The organism is Arthrobacter sp. 05N429 (assembly GCF_056397045.1).
On record NZ_JBFTMQ010000005.1, the window covers coordinates 64124 to 82333 of the forward strand.

The window sequence follows — 18210 nt, forward strand, 5'->3', positions numbered from 1 at the left end:
GTCCTCCACATCTCATCCGACAATTCCAACCATAGGGCGCAGTGCCCGCGGTTCAAGCTTTCCCTTAAGGGCGGGCACTTCCCCCTGTTTCGCGGGGGACATGTCCACAGGACATTCGGAGCTGTGCCCGAGAAAGATGGGGCGGGCGTTCGTCCCGGTCCTGTGTTCCGCGGCGCGGACTGACCAGGCGCCGGCCCGGACCTCTTGACGGGTCTCCGGCGGAGGAGTAAGCCTTGTGCTCGTAAACCTCCGGGCGCCATGCCGGCTGGGAGCACAAACCACCGTCCGGGTCGGAAATCACGACGAAATCGACGGTACAGAAAATGAATGGAACCAACTTCGATAGCCTGCGCGAGCAGGTCCGCGGACAAGTCATCACGTCCGGCGACGCCGGCTACGACGCGGCACGTGCGGTCTTCAACGGCATGATCGACAAGAGGCCGGCAGCGGTGGCCCAGGTGGCCCAGGTGGCCGATGTCATCTCCTGCGTCAACTTCGCCAGGGACAACTCCCTTGATTTGGCGGTCCGCGGGGGAGGACACAGCGCGCCCGGCTTTGGGACGTGGGATGACGCCCTCGTCATCGACTTCTCAAAGACCACCGGCGTCCGGATCGATCCCGCAGCCGCGACGGCGCGCGCGGAGGCCGGTGCGACGTGGGCCGACTTCAACCACGCGACGCATGCCTTCGGGCTGGCAACGCCTGGCGGCATTGTCGGCTCGACCGGCATCTCCGGGCTGACCCTCGGCGGCGGCATCGGCTACCTCAGCCGCAAATATGGGCTCAGCTGCGACAACCTCCTCTCGGCCGACGTCGTCACGGCCGAGGGAAAGTTCCTTACCGCCAGCGAAAGCGAAAACGAGGACCTGTTCTGGGCACTGCGCGGCGGCGGCGGGAACTTCGGCGTCGTGACGTCATTCGAATACCGGATGCACCCCGTAGACATGGTCCACGCCGGCATCATTATTTACCCCATCGAGCACGCGGAGACGGTGGCAAAGTTTTACCGGGACCACATGGCCTCCGCCCCGGAGGAGTTCGGCGCCTTCCTCGCCTTCCATCAGGGCCCGCCGGTCCCGTTCCTGCCCGAGGAGTGGCATGGCAAGCCGGTGTGCGTCGTCGTCGGCATGTGGACCGGCGATCCGGCGGAAGGACCGGCGCGCTGGCAGCCTTTCCTGGACGTCGCGCAGCCGGCGGGATCCATGGTGGGGCCCATGCCGTACCCCGCCTTGAACACAGCTTTCGACCCGCTGCAGCCCCCCGGCATGCAGGCGTACTGGAAAGCGGATTTCCTGGCGGAGCTCAATGACGGTGCCATCGCCGCGCACATCGAACACGGCGCTAAGGTCCCCAGTGTGCAAACCGCAGTGCATATCTACCCCATCGATGGCGCTGTCCAGCGGGTGGGCGCCACGGATACGGCGTTCGCCAACCGGAACGTGAAGTTTTCGCCCGTCATCGCGGCGCAGTGGATGGACCCCGCTGAGAACGAGGCCAACATCGCCTGGGTGCGGGACTACGCGGCCGCGCTGCGGCCCTATTCGGCTCCCGGCGGCTACATCAATTTCATGGACGGCGACGACCTGCCCCGGGTCGCGGAAAACTACGGGCCGAACTACAAGCGGTTGAGGGAGGTCAAGGCGAAGTACGATCCGCAGAACCTCTTCCACGTGAACCAGAACATCCCGCCCGCATAGCCTTGCGGGGTCCCGGCCCGTCATGCGTCCGGACGGAGCCGCGGGACCACGTAAAGTCTTCGGCATGAGGTTGAACTGCTGATGGGCGCCGGACATTCACACGCACCGCTTGGGCACACGGACCCGACGCCCCGGGCGCTCGCCGCACGGAAGAAAGCCAACCTCATCCTGGCCGCCGTCCTGATCCCGCTGACGCTGCTCACGCTCGTGGCGATGGCACTGCTGTGGCCCTCGGGCAGCAAAGAAGGCATCACACTGGCCAGCCCCTATGCGGCCGCGCCGGGGGTCACGTTCGATACCGGAAAGATCCAGCGCGTTGTCACCGGAAGCTGCATGGACGCCGTCCAGCCGGGACAGGCCGGGGCGGACGCTGCAGCCCAGCAGGGGTCGCAGTGCACTTTTGCGTTCACGGACCCGGACAAGGGCGGCAATCCCGTCAAAGTGGTCATCAACCCCGACGTCGCCAAATCCCACGGCGTGAAGGCCGGCGACGACATCCGCTACCTGAACCTCTCCAAGGTCCAGGGCGCCGAAGCCCAGGGCACCCCCGCCTATGTCTTCGTGGACTTCGTCAGGACCCTGCCGATCATCTTCCTGGCCGTGCTCTACGCCGTCGTTGTGATCGCCGTGGCGCGCTGGCGCGGACTGCGGGCCCTGATCGGGCTCGTTGGGGCCTACGGCGTGCTCGTGTCCTTCATGCTGCCGGGACTGGTGGAGGGCAAGCCGCCGCTGCTGCTGGCCCTGGTGGGATCCACGGTGATCATGATCGGGGTGCTCTACTTCGCCCACGGATTCTCCGCCCGGACCTCGACGGCGCTGCTTGGCACCATGTTCGGCCTTGCCATTACCGCACTGCTGGCTGCCTGGGCCACCGATGCGGCCAACCTCGCCGGCGTCGGCAGCCACGACTCCGCCGCCCTCGCGAACGTCTCGGACAACATCTCCATCTCCGGCATCATCCTGTGCGGCCTCATCATCTCCGGCCTGGGCGTCCTCAACGACGTCACCATCACCCAGTCCTCCGCAGTGTGGGAACTCTGGGAACTCTGGGAACTGGCCCCGGAAACGACCGCCCGCCAGCTCTTCACCTCCGCCATGAGGATCGGTCGGGACCACATCGCCTCCACCGTCTACACCATCGCGTTCGCCTACGCCGGTGCGGCCCTTCCCGTGCTGATCCTGGTGATGCTCTACGAGCGGCCGCTCGGTGATGCCCTGACCAGCGCCGAACTCTCGGAGGAAGTGATCCGCACCCTCGTCGGCTCCGTCGGGTTGGTCCTGTCGATCCCGGTCACCACGCTGATCGCAGTACTCGTCGTGAAGGCGACCGGGATCAAAGCACTGGGCGGCGCGGCCGGCGGCCGCCGGAACGCCGGAAGCAGGGACGACGAAGTCGGCAACGCCGGCCGCCAGGCCGCCCGCGCCGGGGCGGCCCGTGCTGCCGCGGACGACGGCGGCCGCTGGCTCGATGACGACGCCGACCACCGGCTGGAGGACGACGACGTCGCGCCCGCCGACGCCTTCGAAACCGCGCCGGCGGGACGCCGCGGACGCCGCGCCGCCCCGCGGGACTGACGCCGGATTTCCACATAGCTGGCGCGGATCCGGCCGATTTGCCCGGATTTGAGACAATGAACGGGTGACTGTTGTAGCTACCCCTCCCGCCCCCAAGCTGGAACTCCCGCCCCTGAAGCTGGGCCCCCTCACGGTGGACACCCCCGTGATCCTGGCTCCCATGGCTGGCATCACCAACTCCGCGTTCCGCAGGCTCTGCCGTGAATACGGCGGCGGCCTGTACGTCGCGGAGATGGTCACCTCCCGTGCCCTCGTGGAGCGCACCCCGGAATCCTTGCGGATCATTTCCCACGACGACGACGAGAAAGTCCGGTCCGTCCAGCTCTACGGCGTCGACCCCGTCACCGTCGGCCAGGCCGTCCGCATGCTCGTCGAGGAAGACCGCGCGGACCACATCGACCTCAACTTCGGGTGCCCCGTGCCCAAGGTGACCCGGCGCGGCGGCGGTTCCGCCCTGCCCTGGAAGATCGACCTGTTCACCTCGATCGTGCAGACCGCGGTCAGGGAAGCCTCCAAGGGCAACGTCCCGCTGACCATCAAGATGCGCAAGGGCATTGACGAGGACCACCTCACCTACCTCGACGCCGGCCGGATCGCCCGCGACTCCGGCGTCGCCGCCGTCGCCCTCCACGGCCGCACCGCCGCGCAGTTCTACTCCGGCCAGGCCGACTGGTCCGCCATCGCCCGGCTGCGTGAGGCGCTGCCGGACATTCCGGTCCTTGGCAACGGCGACATCTGGTCCGCCGAGGACGCCATCCGCATGGTCCGCGAGACCGGCGTCGACGGCGTTGTGGTGGGCCGCGGCTGCCAGGGCCGCCCGTGGCTCTTCGGCGACCTCATGGCCGCCTTCGAAGGCAGCGACGAGCGCCACAAACCGAGCCTGGGACAGGTGGCCGAAGGGGTGTACCGCCACGCTGAGCTGATGGTGGAAACCTTTGGCAACGATGAAGGCAAGGCGCTCCGGGAGATCCGCAAGCACATGGCCTGGTACTTCAAGGGCTACGTGGTCGGCAGCGAACTGCGGACCAAACTGGCGATGGTGACCAGCCTCGAAGTGCTCCGCGGGACGCTGGACCAGCTGGACCTTGACTCGCCGTACCCCGGCGTCGACGCCGAGGGCCCCCGCGGCCGGGCGGGCTCACCCAAGAAACCCGCACTGCCCAAGGACTGGCTGCTGGACCGAAGCATGGACGCCGAGCAGTCGCGCGAGATCTGCCACGCGGAACTGGACGTGTCCGGTGGCTGAAACCAGGACCACCGCACCTGTGCTTGACGGCTACGTGGCCCGCGACTCCGCCCGCTGGGTGGAGGAACCGGCCAAGTCCACGTACCGCTCCGACTTCGAACGCGACCGCGCCCGCGTGCTGCATTCCTCGGCCCTGCGCCGGCTCGGCGCCAAAACCCAGGTCGTGGCCCCGGACACCGACGACTTCGTCCGGACCCGCCTTACCCACAGCCTCGAGGTGGCCCAGGTGGGCCGCGAACTGGGCCGCGCCCTGGGCTGCGACCCCGATGTTGTGGACACCGCCTGCCTCAGCCACGACCTCGGCCACCCGCCGTTCGGCCACAACGGCGAATCGGCCCTGAACGAGGTCGCGCACGCGATCGGCGGCTTCGAAGGCAACGCCCAGACGCTGCGGCTGCTGACCCGGCTGGAGCCCAAGGTAGTGACTGCCGACGGCCGGCCGGCCGGCCTGAACCTGACCCGGGCGAGCCTGGACGCTGCAGCGAAGTACCCGTGGTCGGCCGCGAACGCCCCCGTCATCCACGGCGAGCGGACCAGCAAGTTCGGCGCCTACGAGGACGACCTGCCGATCTTCGATTGGATCCGCGAGGACGCCCCGGAGCGGCGCTCCTGCCTGGAAGCGCAGGTCATGGACCTCGCCGACGACATCTCCTATTCCGTGCACGACGTCGAGGACGCGATCGTCGCCGGGCACTTCCAGCTCCGCTGGATGGACAACCCGGACCACCGTGCCCGGGTGGTCGGCTACGCCAAGCAGTGGTACCTGCCGCACAACGACCCCGCCGCGATCGATGCTGCCCTCGCCCGGCTCGAAGCCACGAGCGTCTGGGTGCGCGAGGCCGATGGCAGCCGCAAGTCGATGGCGGCGCTCAAGGACATGACCAGCCAGCTCATCGGCAGGTTCTGCCAGAGTGCGCTTGCGTCCACCCGCGCGGTCTACGGCCCGGAGAACCTGACCCGCTACCACGCGGAGCTGATCGTGCCGGACGAGACCGTGATGGAAATCGCCGTGATGAAGGGCCTGGCCACCACTTTCGTGATGACCACCGAACACCGGCAGCCCATCTACGAACGCCAGCGCGAGGTCCTGCACGCCCTCGTGACGGCCCTGAGCGCCACCGGCGACCGCCACCTGGAGCCGATGTTCGCGGCCGACTGGCGCGACGCGGCGGACGACGGCGCGCGGCTGCGCGTCGTGATCGACCAGGTCGCGTCGCTGACAGACGGCTCCGCGCTGGCCATGTACGAGCGGCTCGTGGGCAGCCTGCCGTCGCTGTGGTGACAGGCGCCATAACCGGCCCTGCGGCGTCGTACCCGGGTACTAAGATGGCACTGTGGCCGGCCTGATCAAACGTGAAGACATCGACGAAGTACGCCAGCGGACGGACATCAAGGAAGTCGTCGACGGCTACGTGACGCTCAAGGGCGCCGGGCTGGGCTCCTACAAGGGCCTGTGCCCGTTCCACGACGAGCGCTCGCCCTCGTTCACCGTCCGACCCCAAGTGGGCAGGTACCACTGCTTCGGCTGCGGCGAGGACGGCGATGTCATCTCCTTCGTGCAGAAACTGGACCACACGTCGTTCCACGAGGCCGTCGAAAAACTGGCCGCCCGGATCGGCTTCGAGCTCCGTTACGAGGACGGTGGCTCCGGCCCGAACCGCGAGGACGTCGGCCGGCGGCAGCGCCTGCTCGATGCCCACAAGCTCGCGGATGAGTTCTTCCGCGCCCAGCTGCCGACCCCGGGAGCCACCGAGGGCCGCAACTTCCTGCACGAACGCGGCTTCGACCGCGCCGCAGCCGACCAGTTCGGCGTCGGTTACGCCCCGCAAGGCTGGGACTCCCTGCTCAAGCACCTCCGCGGGAAGGGCTACACCGATCCCGAGCTCAAGCTGACAGGCATGTTCTCAGAAGGCGGCCGGGGCATCTATGACCGGTTCCGTGGCCGGCTGATCTGGCCGATCCGGGACATCGCAGGGGACACGATCGGCTTCGGTGCCCGCAAGCTCTTCGAGGACGACCAGGGCCCGAAGTACCTGAACACCCCGGAGACCGCGCTCTACAAGAAGTCCCAGGTCCTCTACGGGATCGACCTCGCCAAGCGCAACATCGCCAAGGACCGCCAGCTCGTGGTTGTCGAGGGGTACACCGACGTGATGGCCTGCCACCTCGCCGGGATCCCGACGGCGGTCGCCACCTGCGGCACGGCGTTCGGTACCGAGCACATCAAGATTGCCCGCCGCCTGCTCTCGGACGACGGCAGCGGCGGCGAGGTCATCTTCACCTTCGACGGCGACGCCGCCGGCCAGAAGGCGGCCCTGCGGGCCTTCGAGGAGGACCAGCGCTTCGTCGCGCAGACCTACGTGGCCGTGGAGCCCACCGGCGCAGACCCCTGCGAGCTGCGTCAGTCCAAGGGTGACGCCGCCGTCCGGGACCTGATCGGCTCCCGGCGTCCCTTGTTCGAATTCGCCATCCGGGCCTCCCTGAAACGGCACAACCTGGACACGGTCGAGGGCCGCGTCGCCGCCCTGCGGGAGTCCGCCCCCGTGGTGGCCCAGATCCGCGACGCCGGGATCCGTCCTGCCTACGCCCGGGAACTGTCCGGCTGGCTGGGCATGCCGGTCGAGGAAGTCAGCCGCGCCGTGGGTGCGGCCGCGAAGCGTGCGGCCCAGCCGCAGTCGGGCAGCGGCGGTTCCGGCCAGTACCAGGGGCCGGGCAACGGCCAGGGCCGCAGCCAAGGTTCAGGGTATGGCGGGGGATCCGCGCCGGGAGTTGCGCCCTTGCCGCCGTCGCCCGTCCTGCCGTCCTTCAACCGGCCCGATCCGAGGGACCCTGTGGCTGCGATGGAACGGCAGGCCCTGGAGGTTGCCCTTCAGCAGCCCGGGATGCTGGAAGGTGAGACGTGGCAGCGGTTCTCCGAGGCGAGGTTCTCGACGCCGGCGTACCTGGCCATCCATGAGGCCATCCGGGCCAACGGCCTGGCGCTCACGGGCGACCCGGTGCGCTGGGTGGAACAACTGCTGCAGGAGGTTCCCGAGCCGCTTCGCCCGCTCGTGTCCGAGCTGTCCGTGGTGCCGCTGCCGGCCAGCACCGCCGACGGTGTCCTGCGCTACTGCCGGGATATCCTGGCCCGCCTGTTCGAGCTGCAGATCACCAGGGTCAAGGCTGAAAAAATGGGACAGCTGCAGCGCCTGGATGCTACTTCCGACCCGGAGGAGTTCCAGCGGCTGAACCGCGAGCTGATGCAGCTGGAGATGCAGCGGCGGTCCCTGCGCTCGGAGGCCTGACGGTCCGGCAGTGGCGTCCCGCGGTGTCCCGAGTTGTCCCGCGCTGTTGTCCCGCGCTGTCCCGTCCGGGAGGCAATTTCACTTCCCGGCCGGGTGTTTGCTAGGCTTATATCCGCTTCATTCCTCCTTAGCTCAATTGGCAGAGCATTCGACTGTTAATCGAAGGGTTGCTGGTTCAAGTCCAGCAGGAGGAGCGCGCAGTCCCCGTTCCGGGTTACCGGGACGGGGACTTTTTTATACCCGGAGGGGGTATCGCTGGGATTCGGCTGGGAGGAAGCAGGGCCGATTTCCTAAGCGGCAGATCCTTTGCTAATGTCATACCTGCTTCATTCCTCCTTAGCTCAATTGGCAGAGCATTCGACTGTTAATCGAAGGGTTGCTGGTTCAAGTCCAGCAGGAGGAGCGGACAGGTCCCGCAGCCGGTGAAAACCGGTTGCGGGACCTTTTTTGTGCCCTCTTACGGCGTCTCGGTTTCGTTCTCAGACGAAGTACATCTCCACCTGCAGAAACCGCTCGGCCTCCGCCACAGCACCTTGGAAGGCTTCGAACTCGGTGGGGGACTTACGGGGCTCCCGCGGGTGCCACTCGTGCGGCGCGGAATGGATCTGGGTGAAGCCGCCGCCGGGCGGGGCGTAGAAGATGCCGAAGCGCTGCACAGGCCACTCGGGGGACGTCTCGGGGGCGACCAGGAGGGCCGAATCGAAGGCCGGGTTGTACCACTGGGCGATCGGGCGCCGCCGGTCCTCGGTAAACAGTCCGGCCGCAAAGAGCGCCGCCGACTGCTGGCTGGTCTGACTGCACAAGCGATCCCACCACAGTGGCAGAATGCCGGCGTCGCACCGCTGCCACGTGGCGGGTAGGGGCGGAGGATCCTGCCAGTGGGGCACATCTACAACTTTATCGCCCGGGGTGGGGCTGGAACAGGGCCGGTAGGCACCAGCGGCAGAGCACACCCCAGGGACATGCCCCGCGCTGAGGCCGGCGCGTGGACATGGGCCCCATATGCCCGCCCCTGGCCGGGAGGACTGGACATGTCCTCCCGGGGGAGTTGCCGCCGCGCCCGGCATGGATCTGCTGGAGGGGACATGCCCCCGCGTTCCGGGGCCTGACGCTCCTTCCCAGTTACTTCGGGGTGCAGCTGTAGCCGCCGGCTACATTCCGGGGGTAGCCAGGGTCCGGGAGCGTTCTTAGGACGTGAAACTGGGCAGGAGCGCCTGGACCCGGCCTGCGGCTCGATATTCCAGCGCCAGCCCTCCTCGGTCCGCCAGCGGACATGCCCCGTGCTGGGGTCTAAGCGTGGACATAGTGCCCACATGTCCACTCCTGCGGGCTGAGACTGGGCATGTCCACGGACCGGCTGGTGCGGATGGTGGGGGTGGTGCGGACCGTGGGGCTATTATTGCGGTCTGCGGAAGCCGGGCTACTGGATCGGCGGGACGGTGCGGGGCCTCACGACCAGCCAGAGTGCAGCCGCGGCCAGAAAGATGCACGCGGCCTGGACAGCGCCCATCGGTGTGGCGGAAGTGACGCCGAACCAGCCCACCACGGGTGAGATGAGACCTGCCATCAGGAAGGTGGCGGCACCGAGCAGGGAGGCAGCTGTGCCGGCCTGCGCGCCGTGCTTGGCCAGCGCCAGCACCTGGACGCAGGGGAACGTAAAACCGGCGCCGAGGATGTAGAACCACAGCGGCACCATGACGCCCCACAGCCCGAAGCCCAGCTGGTCGAAGACCACGATCAACACGGCCATCAGGAACATCCACGCCGTGGAGCCTGCCAGGATCCACTGCGGCGGGACCTTCCGCACGAGCCTCGAGCTGGTCTGCACGCCCGCAACGATGCCCAGGGAATTCACGCCAAAGAGCAGGCCATACTGCTGCGGGCTGAAACCGTAGACATCCTGGAAAAGGAACGGCGACGCGGACAGGTAGGTGAACAGGCCGGCGAAGTTCATTCCGCCCACCAGCAGCAGCCCGACGAAGATCCTGTCCGCGAACAGGACGCCATACCGCTGGCGGGCAGTCATGCCGGTCTTTCCCCGGAGTTCCCGGGGAAGCGTCTCGCGCACCACGAACACCGCGGCAATGAGGACGCACATCCCGTAGGCGGCAAGGAAGAAGAAGATCCCCGGCCACGGCATAAACAGCAGCAGCTGCGAACCGATCACCGGCGCCAGGATCGGAGCCAGGCCGTTCACCAAGGCCATCCGCGAGAACATCCGCACCATCGCGAATCCGCTGAACAGGTCCCGAACCATCGCCATGGCCACCACGCCGCCTCCCGCGGCGCCAATGCCCATCAACACGCGGAAGAAGCCCAGCGTTGTGATGTCGGTCGACAGGGCCGCCCCAAGGGAGGCCATGATGTGCACCGCGGTGGCCAGGATCAGCGGCATCCGCCGGCCGAACTTATCGCTCAGCGGGCCCACCACCAGTTGGCCCAGGGCAAAGCCGATTGTGGTGCCGGTCAGCGTCAGCTGCACAGCCGCCTCGGAGACGCCCAGGCTCTCCTCCAGCGCGGGGAAGGCCGGAAGGTACAGGTCCACCGTGAACGGTCCCAGGGCAGTGAGCGCGCCGAGCATCAAAATGTAGAGGAGCCTGCGGCGGCGGCTCAGCGAATCGCCGGGATTGGTGGGTGTAGTCACAGAGGTCAATCCTAGGGCCCGCATTCACCTGATCAGGTGTGCTGCAGGGGGCGCGCCACAGCCCGCCGCCGTGCCCCTGCCCGGAGTCTGAATGGTAGTTTTGACACCGGGGTGTGCGTGAAGCTGCGCAGACCGGCAAACCCGCGGATGCGGAATCACGGATGGAACCAGTTAGGCGGGACCGATGAGCGGACGTCACAGTGGCGGGACAAGTGGGGTGCTGCGCATTTCCACGCTGCCCAGAACCCTCAAACTGATCTTCAAACTGGCCCCGCGGCAGCTCAACGACGAGATTGCCCTTGCCAAGGTTGAGCTCAAACGCAAGGGCATCGAGGTCGGCGTTGCCGCCGCGTTTCTCGCCGTCGCGCTGGTCTTTGTCACCTTCCTCGTCGTCGGCCTCATCGTCGCCGCCATCATGGGGCTCGCCACGATCATGCCGGCCTGGCTCGCCGCCCTGCTGGTCAGTGGTGTCTTCCTGCTGATCGCCGCGATCGCGGGTCTGGTAGGGGTCGGCAAGTTCAAGAAGGCCATGCCGCTGGTTCCCGAGGACACCATCCGGGGCCTAAAGTACGACCTCGGCATCGCCAAGGAGGGCTCCGCCTTCGATCCCGCGGTGCTGGACCCGGATTCCGAGCAGTACAAGGCAGCCAAGGCCGCCAAGGCCGCCAAGGCGGAGGCCGAGGCCAAGGCCAAGGCTGAGAAGGAAGCCAAGAAGGCCGCCGAACCGGACCTCGGTCCGCCGCCCACCGAAGCTGAACTGCGACGCCGGCTGGACCAGCGCCGCACGCACCTCACCGGCGTCCGCGATGAACTCAACGAGGAACTCGACGTCAAGACCCAGGCCCAGGCGCTGCTGGCGGCGGCCCAGGTGAAGCTGCAGGACGGCAAGGAACAGCTCAGCGGCAAGGTCGCCGGGTTCCGCTCCTCGGCCGCGCGCGCCACGAAGCGTCCGGCGACGTCGGCCGGCGCCGATAGGGACAGCGCCGGCGTGACCGACCAGCTGAGCCAGCGGTGGAAGCCCCTCGTCGCACTCACCGCCTCAGCCGCCGCCCTCGTGTTCCTGCTGCGCAGACTCCTCAAGGGCTAGGCAGCCCGCTGAACTGCAACGCCTACTCGTTGCCGGCCACGGAAAGGGGGACTGGATGAAGTTTATTGGCGCTGGTGCCCGGCCTGGTCAGGCTCAGATTCACCACGACAGGATCTTCACCATCCCCAACGTCCTGACCGTAGTGAGGTTCCTCGGCGTACCGCTGTTCGTCTGGCTCGTCCTTGGCGTGCAGGAATACGGTTACGCCGCCCTTGTTCTGGCGATCATGGGCAGCACCGACTGGGTGGACGGCTACGTCGCCCGCCGGTTCAACCAGATGTCCAACCTGGGCCGGGTCATGGATCCCATCGCCGACCGGCTGTCGCTGATCGCGGTTGCCGTCACGCTCGTAATCGCCGGCGTGGTCGAGTGGTGGTACCTCGCGGCGCTGCTCATCCCGGACGCCATCCTGCTCGCGCTGTCGCTCTACTACTTCCGCGGACACCCCGACCTGCCTGTCAGCAGAATCGGCAAGATCCGGACCGCGCTGCTGTTGGTCGGCACGCCGCTGCTCGTCCTTTCGGCACTCCCGGTTCCGGGCGCCGATGCGTACTTCGTGGCCGCGTGGATTTTCCTGGGGCTCGGGCTCGTGGGGCATTGGATTGCCGCGTACAACTATTTTTGGGCCATCGTCCGCAAGGGCAAATTGCTTAAGGGCAACAAGTTCGACGTCGACGGCGGCACCCGCTGATGATGTGGTTCGCCGTTTTGCTGGCTGTGCTTGGCGCGTTTTGCCTCGCGTTCGGCGCCCAGCGCCAGGGCAGTGCGGTCAAGGCGGACACCGGGGGACTGGCGCTCAGCAACCATGGCATGCTGCGCCTAATCCGCAATCCGCGTTGGGTGTTCGGTCTGCTGCTGCTGTGTGTGGGCATGGCGTTGAACTCCGTCGCCCTCGTGATGGCGCCGCTCACGGTGGTGCAGCCGATCGGCGCGATCGCCCTCGTCATCACCACAATCGTCAACGCCAAGGACCAGGGACTGAGCATCAACCGGGCCACCGTGGTTGCCATCTCCGCCTGCGTCACGGGTTCGGCCCTGTTTGTGATTCTGGCGGTCAATGTGACCCAGGAGAACCACCAGGTCAGTGCCTCCGACGAGCTGACGGTTGTGCTTCTGCTGGCCCTGGCCGTCGGGCTGTTCGGGACGCTCGCCTTGGTGTTCCGGCACCGGATGAGCGCCTTCATCTACATCCTTGGCGCGGGGATCCTGTTCGGTTTCGTCGCCGTCCTGACCCGCATCATCGGCAAGCACCTGCTGGATCCCAACGGTCTGGGTGTGCTGAATGTGCCGTGGTATTCGGTGGTCGCGATTGTGGCCGCCGGCGTCCTTGGCTCGTGGTTCGTCCAGAACGCCTATTCCGGTGGCCCGCCGGACCTTGTAATTGCCGGGCTGACCGTGATCGACCCGATCGTGGGCATAGGAATCGGCATCACGATCCTCGGCGAACTGCGCCCGGATGTCCACGCCGTCACCGCAATAGCGATGGGGGCGGCCGGTTTGCTTGCTATCGTGGGAGTGATCGCCTTGTCCAGGCACCACCCCGAAGTCACCAAGCGCAAGAAGGACGCGCGCAAGGCCGCGGGTCGGGTGTCCCCGGACAAAACCAGACTTCAGCAGTAGGCCCGGTACGCCTGCGCCGACGGCCAGCCGGCCACTCCAGTTCCAGCTGACCGCACCGTGACCACCAGGAGTTCTCCCCGTGACCATGCCTGACCACCAGCACCCGCTGACCATCCTGATCGCCGCGGACACCTACCCGCCCCACGTCAACGGCGCTGCCATGTTCGGCTACCGCCTGGCCAAGGGAATGACGGCGCGCGGACACGATGTCCACGTTCTGGCCTGCCGCCCGGACAAGGGCAAGAGCTACACCGAGTTCTGCGAGGAAGGCACCGTCCACCGGATCCGCTCGCACTCAGTTCCCACGCACGAGTACTTCCGGATCACTTTCCCGTGGGAGATCAAGAAGGAAATCAGCCTGCTGTTCGACCGGATCCAGCCGGACGTCGTGCATATCCAGAGCCACTACATGATCGGCGAGCACGTGCTCTACGAAGCCGTCAAACGCGGCATCCGGATCGTTGCGACCAACCACTTCATGCCCGAGAACCTGAACCCCTTCCTTCCGTTCCCGCAGTGGTTCAAAGACATCGTGGGTCGCATTTCCTGGAAGGATATGGGCAAAGTCATGGGCCAGGCCGACGTCGTCACGACGCCGACGCCGCTGGCGGCCAAAGCGATGCACCAGCACGCCTTCCTCCGCCAGGTGCTGCCGCTCTCCAACGGCATTGACTCCGCCGCCTACGAACTCAAGCCCGGTGAGGAAGTGGCGCGCCACAGCAGCCCCACCGTCGTGTTCGCCGGCCGGCTCGCCGAGGAGAAGCATGTCGACGTGCTGATCGACGCCGTTGCCAAGACGCCGAAGGAACTGGACGTCCATCTCGAAATCGTCGGTGGCGGCGAGGTGCGGCCTGCCCTCGAGGCCCAGGTCGAGCGGCTCGGCCTGCAGGACCGGGTCAAGTTCCTGGGACTGGCGACCGACGCCGAACTCCGCCGCGCCTACATCGCGGCGGACCTGTTCTGCATGCCCGGCACGGCCGAGCTGCAGTCACTCGTGACGCTGGAAGCGATGTCCGCCTCCACACCGGTGCTGCTGGCGGACGCCATGGCGCTGCCGCACCTGGTGCGCGACGGCGAAAACGGCTACCTGTTCACTCCCAACGACAGCGACGACCTCGCGGCCAAGATGGTCCGTGTCCTGTCGCTTCCCGCGGCTGAGCTGGCAGCGATGGGCAAGGCGAGCCGGGGGATCGTGGAGAACCACAGCATCGAGCGCACCCTGCAGTCCTTCGAGGATCTCTACCGCGGCGCGAGCTACGACGATCTCGTGGTCTGAACCGGGCCACTACTATTGTTAGAGTGATTTTCGCCCGGAAACCATCCGGCCCTGGCCGGGCCGGTTTCCGGGTGCACGGGGCTATAGCTCAGCTGGTTAGAGCGCGGGACTCATAATCCTAAGGTCCTCGGTTCAAGTCCGAGTAGCCCTACATTTTCGCGGAACCGTGCCTGGGATCCGCTTCCACGGGAGCCGTGGCCGATGTTTCGACGTCGGCCCGGCTCCTTTGTTGTTCCCGGCTGCGCTGCCGGCGCCGGGGAACGTACCGCCAGGGAATCACGCCGGGATTGTGTCCTCCGTAGGGCTTCCGACACTTGCAGTGTCCTTCCGGATTGCGGTAAGTTACTGGTGAGTAACATCCCGTTGACGCGAAGCGCGCGTCATCCTGGTCGCTGCTGATCACACGTGAAGGAACACCATGTCCAAAGCTGCCGTCGACATCAACAACCTCCCGTACGCCGATGGCGACTTCTACGCCTTCGAACAGCTGCTCAGCGGCAAGGAACAGGACAGGCTCGCGGAGGTCCGCGACTTCCTGGCCCGTGAGGTCAAGCCGATCGCCGTCGACTGCTGGAACCGCGGCGAGTTTCCGATGGACCTGATTCCCAAGCTCGCCGAGGTCGATCTAGTCAGCCCCGTCCGGAGGCAGGGCTACTCCAATGTCTTCGCGGGCATCATGCACGCCGAGGTGACCCGGGCCGACACGTCCATTGCCACCTTCATGGGTGTCCACGACGGCCTCTTCACCGGCTCCATAGAGGCTCTCGCGTCGCAGGAGCAGCAGGAAGCGTGGCTGCCGGACATCTACTCGCTCAAGAAGATCGGCGCCTTCGGCCTCACCGAACCCCTGGGCGGTTCCGACGTCGCCGGCGGCACCCGCACGACGGCGCGCCGTGAGGGAGACAGCTGGATCCTTAACGGAGCCAAGCGCTGGATCGGCAACGCCACGTTCTCCGACTGGGTAGTCATCTACGCCCGGGATCTCGCCGACAACCAGGTCAAGGGCTTCCTTGTCGATACCAAGACCGAGGGCTACCGCGCCACCAAGATCGAGAACAAGATCTCGCTTCGGACCGTGCAGAACGCCGACATCACCCTAGACAACGTCGTGGTGCCGGACTTCTTCAAGCTCGCAAACGCCAACAGCTTCCGCGACACGAACAAGGTCCTCAAGGTCACCAGGCTGGCTGTCGCCTGGCAGGCTGTCGGCCAGCAGCTCGCAGCCTTTGACGTCGCCCGCCGCTACGCTGTCGAACGCAGCCAGTTTGGACGCCCGATCGCCTCCTTCCAACTGGTGCAGGACCAGCTCGTACAGATCCTCGGCAACGCCGTCAGCTCGATGGGCATGATGGTCCGGCTCTCCCAACTGGAAGACCTCGGCCAGGCCAAGGACGAGCAGTCCGCCCTGGCCAAGGCCTTCACCACCGCCCGGATGCGCGAAAGCGTTGCCCTGGGCCGCAGCATCCTCGGCGGCAACGGCATTGTGACCGACTTTGAAATGGCCAAGATCTTCTCGGACGCCGAGGCCATCTACTCCTACGAAGGAACCCACGAGATCAACACGCTCGTCACCGGCCGGGCAATCACAGGCATCTCCGCGATCGTCTAGCCGGCGGCGCCCGGCCAGGGTCGCGCGGCCCTTCAGCTTCCCGTTCCATCCTCCTCCCTCGCCCCTATCCGGGTGCGGGAGCCAGGGGAGGGAGCAGGACTGAGGGCCGCAGGTCCGTCACGAAGCCCAGCGGATTGAGGTACTCCTCGCCGCGGCGGACTCCCCAGTGCAGGCAGGGGCTCGGTCCGCAATGGCCCGGCTGGATCCAGCCCAGGACTTCTCCCTCGGCGACGGCGGTGCCCGGCTTGTGATCGCTGTGCACCGCCTCGAAGCTGCTCCTCAATCCGTTCCCGTGGTCAACGGTGATGACAGGACGGTCCACCACGACGCCGGCAAAGGTGACGGTCCCGGCCGCCGGTGAGGTGACCGGGGCGCCGTCGTGCGCTGCCCGAAGATCCACACCGCGGTGGCCGCTGAGCCACGGCTCGGCCGGCGGATCAAAGGCGCGCAGTACGGCGGGCCTGGGGGCCAGCGGCCAGCTCCACCCGCCGGCCGCCACCGCCGGGCCGGAATAGACGCTGGACGCAGCTGCCGCGCCGGGGCCCCCGGACGCCGCAACGGGGGAGAAGGCCAGGAGCAGGGCGGCAGCCACGGATGTCCTGATCGCCTGAGTTTTCATCCACCCAGCCTGCGGCCGCCGCCGGAGCTTGGTAACCGCCACTCCGCGCTATGTGGATAGACCACGGAATGAGAGGCGCGCCCTTCGAAGGCGCCCCGAAAATGCGGCCCAAAAAGTCACCTGCGCAGCCCCCGGCAAAACCCCTGCCGGCCCATCCGGCAGCCCCCGGAAACCGTCCAATCCGGCACCTGCCCTGTAGTACACTTGGTGGAGCAGTTTGCTGTGCCCTCACGCTTGAGCACTTTCTTTGTGAGCAATTTTTTAGTGAGCAAAATATTTGTCTAAGCCGGCACGCCTCATTCAGGGGTGCGGGGAAGCAGCAGCTGACTACGCGTATCCAGCCCTCCACATTGGAAGCCTCAACTCTTCAGCGTGCGGAGGACTGCGCCTCTTGCGGTCCGGGCCTTGTGGTCCGGATAAGAAGCGCAGTGGATGCCAGGAGCACCGCCCGCCTGGGTGTTGCTAATCAACCGTCAACTATTGGCAGGGTAAGACAGTCCATGGGCTGTCTCATGAATGACCTGCCGGAAGGAGCGTCGGCATGCCCGTCGTAACTATGCGCCAGCTGCTTGACAGCGGCGTCCACTTTGGACACCAGACCCGTCGTTGGAACCCGAAGATGAAGCGTTTCATCTTCACGGAGCGCAACGGCATCTACATCATTGACCTGCAGCAGTCGCTGTCCTACATCGACCGTGCCTACGAGTTCGTGAAGGCCACCGTTGCACACGGCGGCACCGTGCTCTTCGTCGGCACCAAGAAGCAGGCGCAGGAATCCATCGCCGAGCAGGCCACCCGCGTCGGCCAGCCGTACGTCAACCAGCGTTGGCTCGGCGGTATGCTGACCAACTTCCAGACGGTCTCCAAGCGCATCCAGCGCATGAAGGAACTCGAAGAGATCGACTTCGACGACGTCGCCGGTTCCGCTTACACCAAGAAGGAACTGCTGCTCCTTCGCCGCGAACTCACCAAGCTGGAAACCAACCTCGGTGGTATCCGCAACCTGACCAAGGCGCCTTCTGCCCTCTGGATCGTTGACACCAAGAAGGAACACCTTGCGGTCGACGAAGCCAAGAAGCTGAACATCCCGGTTGTTGCCATCCTGGACACCAACTGCGATCCGGACGAAGTCGACTTCCCGATCCCGGGTAACGACGACGCCATCCGCTCCGTCAACCTGCTGACCCGCGTTGTTGCTGACGCCGTTGCTGAGGGCCTCATCGCCCGCAACCAGCGCGCCACCGGCACCACGGAAGCTCCGGAAGAGCCGCTGGCCGAGTGGGAGCGCGAGCTCCTCGAAGGCAGCAAGACCGAAGAAGCCCCTGCCGCTCCGGCCGCAGAAGCTGCTCCGGCTGCCGAAGAAGCACCCGCCGCTGCCGAGGAAGCTCCGGCTGCCGACGACGCCGCCGGCGAAGCCAAGTAGTCAGTCAGACTGACTGCCAGCTCAGCTGACAAATAAATCCGGATCTCCCCGCGCGCTCTGCGCGTAAGGGGAACTGACAGGATGGCCGCTCACAAGGTGAGCTGCCGTCCTGTCAGTCCGTACACCACAT

Annotated in this window: 14 protein-coding genes and 3 tRNA genes; 14 read left to right on the forward strand and 3 right to left on the reverse strand. The window is 66.4% G+C overall.

Annotated elements, in window-relative coordinates:
• Positions 1–323 precede the first annotated feature (323 nt).
• The 7 genes from AC1DF4_RS11050 (at position 324) to AC1DF4_RS11080 (ending at position 8205) form a co-directional block, all read left to right on the forward strand.
• Positions 324–1697 carry an FAD-binding oxidoreductase gene (locus AC1DF4_RS11050; protein ID WP_476912941.1) on the forward strand — a complete coding sequence of 458 codons (1374 nt, stop codon included), beginning with the start codon at positions 324–326 and terminating at the stop codon, positions 1695–1697.
• 81 nt (positions 1698–1778) lie between these two features.
• Positions 1779–3272 carry a YibE/F family protein gene (locus AC1DF4_RS11055; RefSeq protein ID WP_476912942.1) on the forward strand — a complete coding sequence of 498 codons (1494 nt, stop codon included), beginning with the start codon at positions 1779–1781 and terminating at the stop codon, positions 3270–3272.
• A 64-nt stretch (positions 3273–3336) separates the two neighbouring features.
• Positions 3337–4518 carry a tRNA dihydrouridine synthase DusB gene (gene dusB / locus AC1DF4_RS11060; RefSeq protein WP_476912943.1) on the forward strand — a complete coding sequence of 394 codons (1182 nt, stop codon included), beginning with the start codon at positions 3337–3339 and terminating at the stop codon, positions 4516–4518.
• On the forward strand, positions 4511–5800 hold the full coding sequence (locus AC1DF4_RS11065; RefSeq protein WP_476912944.1) for a deoxyguanosinetriphosphate triphosphohydrolase: 1290 nt from the start codon (positions 4511–4513) through the stop codon (positions 5798–5800). The genes dusB and AC1DF4_RS11065 overlap by 8 nt, the downstream gene beginning before the upstream one ends.
• 52 nt (positions 5801–5852) lie before the next feature.
• On the forward strand, positions 5853–7802 hold the full coding sequence (gene dnaG, locus AC1DF4_RS11070; protein WP_476912945.1) for a DNA primase: 1950 nt from the start codon (positions 5853–5855) through the stop codon (positions 7800–7802).
• A gap of 121 nt (positions 7803–7923) precedes the next feature.
• Positions 7924–7996: transfer RNA gene (locus tag AC1DF4_RS11075), tRNA-Asn, on the forward strand.
• Positions 7997–8132: 136 nt separating this feature from the next.
• A tRNA-Asn gene (locus AC1DF4_RS11080) sits at positions 8133–8205 on the forward strand.
• Positions 8206–8281: 76 nt separating this feature from the next.
• On the opposite strand, the gene AC1DF4_RS11085 is transcribed toward AC1DF4_RS11080, so the two are convergent.
• Positions 8282–8689 (reverse strand): hypothetical protein, encoded by a 408-nt coding sequence (locus AC1DF4_RS11085; protein ID WP_476912946.1) that lies wholly within the window; start codon positions 8687–8689, stop codon positions 8282–8284.
• Between the two features lie 533 nt (positions 8690–9222).
• Positions 9223–10446, reverse strand: a complete 1224-nt coding sequence (locus tag AC1DF4_RS11090; protein ID WP_476912947.1) for a multidrug effflux MFS transporter — start codon at positions 10444–10446, stop codon at positions 9223–9225.
• A gap of 184 nt (positions 10447–10630) precedes the next feature.
• Between AC1DF4_RS11090 and AC1DF4_RS11095 the strand changes: the two genes are divergently transcribed.
• The 6 genes from AC1DF4_RS11095 (at position 10631) to AC1DF4_RS11120 (ending at position 16038) form a co-directional block, all read left to right on the forward strand.
• Entirely contained in the window at positions 10631–11533 is a 903-nt protein-coding gene (locus AC1DF4_RS11095; RefSeq protein ID WP_476912948.1) for a phage holin family protein, read from the forward strand.
• Positions 11534–11588: 55 nt separating this feature from the next.
• Entirely contained in the window at positions 11589–12224 is a 636-nt protein-coding gene (locus AC1DF4_RS11100; protein WP_476912949.1) for a CDP-alcohol phosphatidyltransferase family protein, read from the forward strand.
• Positions 12224–13153, forward strand: a complete 930-nt coding sequence (locus tag AC1DF4_RS11105; RefSeq protein WP_441405550.1) for a DMT family transporter — start codon at positions 12224–12226, stop codon at positions 13151–13153. The genes AC1DF4_RS11100 and AC1DF4_RS11105 overlap by 1 nt, the downstream gene beginning before the upstream one ends.
• A 79-nt stretch (positions 13154–13232) precedes the next feature.
• Entirely contained in the window at positions 13233–14429 is a 1197-nt protein-coding gene (locus tag AC1DF4_RS11110) for a glycosyltransferase (protein ID WP_476912950.1), read from the forward strand.
• Positions 14430–14506: 77 nt separating this feature from the next.
• Positions 14507–14580 (forward strand) — tRNA-Ile (locus AC1DF4_RS11115).
• A gap of 267 nt (positions 14581–14847) precedes the next feature.
• On the forward strand, positions 14848–16038 hold the full coding sequence (locus tag AC1DF4_RS11120) for an acyl-CoA dehydrogenase family protein (protein WP_476912951.1): 1191 nt from the start codon (positions 14848–14850) through the stop codon (positions 16036–16038).
• Positions 16039–16102: 64 nt separating this feature from the next.
• Here the strand turns inward: AC1DF4_RS11120 and AC1DF4_RS11125 are convergent, their stop codons facing one another.
• Complete coding sequence (locus AC1DF4_RS11125; RefSeq protein WP_476912952.1) at positions 16103–16657, reverse strand: M23 family metallopeptidase; 555 nt, start codon at positions 16655–16657, stop codon at positions 16103–16105.
• Positions 16658–17198: 541 nt separating this feature from the next.
• On the opposite strand from AC1DF4_RS11125, the gene rpsB reads away from it, so the two are divergent.
• The gene (gene rpsB, locus AC1DF4_RS11130) at positions 17199–18080 is read left to right on the forward strand and encodes a 30S ribosomal protein S2 (protein ID WP_476912953.1); all 882 of its coding nucleotides are present in this window, start codon (positions 17199–17201) and stop codon (positions 18078–18080) included.
• The last annotated feature ends 130 nt before the right edge of the window (positions 18081–18210 follow it).

Excerpts from the sequence above, each read along its gene's own strand:
- AC1DF4_RS11050 (WP_476912941.1), top strand. The coding sequence starts at position 324 with ATGAATGGAACCAACTTCGATAGCCTGCGCGAGCAGGTCCGCGGACAA.
- AC1DF4_RS11055 (WP_476912942.1), top strand. The coding sequence starts at position 1,779 with ATGGGCGCCGGACATTCACACGCACCGCTTGGGCACACGGACCCGACG.
- AC1DF4_RS11095 (WP_476912948.1), top strand. The coding sequence starts at position 10,631 with ATGAGCGGACGTCACAGTGGCGGGACAAGTGGGGTGCTGCGCATTTCC.
- AC1DF4_RS11100 (WP_476912949.1), top strand. The coding sequence starts at position 11,589 with ATGAAGTTTATTGGCGCTGGTGCCCGGCCTGGTCAGGCTCAGATTCAC.
- AC1DF4_RS11105 (WP_441405550.1), top strand. The coding sequence starts at position 12,224 with ATGATGTGGTTCGCCGTTTTGCTGGCTGTGCTTGGCGCGTTTTGCCTC.
- AC1DF4_RS11120 (WP_476912951.1), top strand. The coding sequence starts at position 14,848 with ATGTCCAAAGCTGCCGTCGACATCAACAACCTCCCGTACGCCGATGGC.
- AC1DF4_RS11125 (WP_476912952.1), bottom strand. The coding sequence starts at position 16,657 with ATGAAAACTCAGGCGATCAGGACATCCGTGGCTGCCGCCCTGCTCCTG.
- rpsB (WP_476912953.1), top strand. The coding sequence starts at position 17,199 with ATGCCCGTCGTAACTATGCGCCAGCTGCTTGACAGCGGCGTCCACTTT.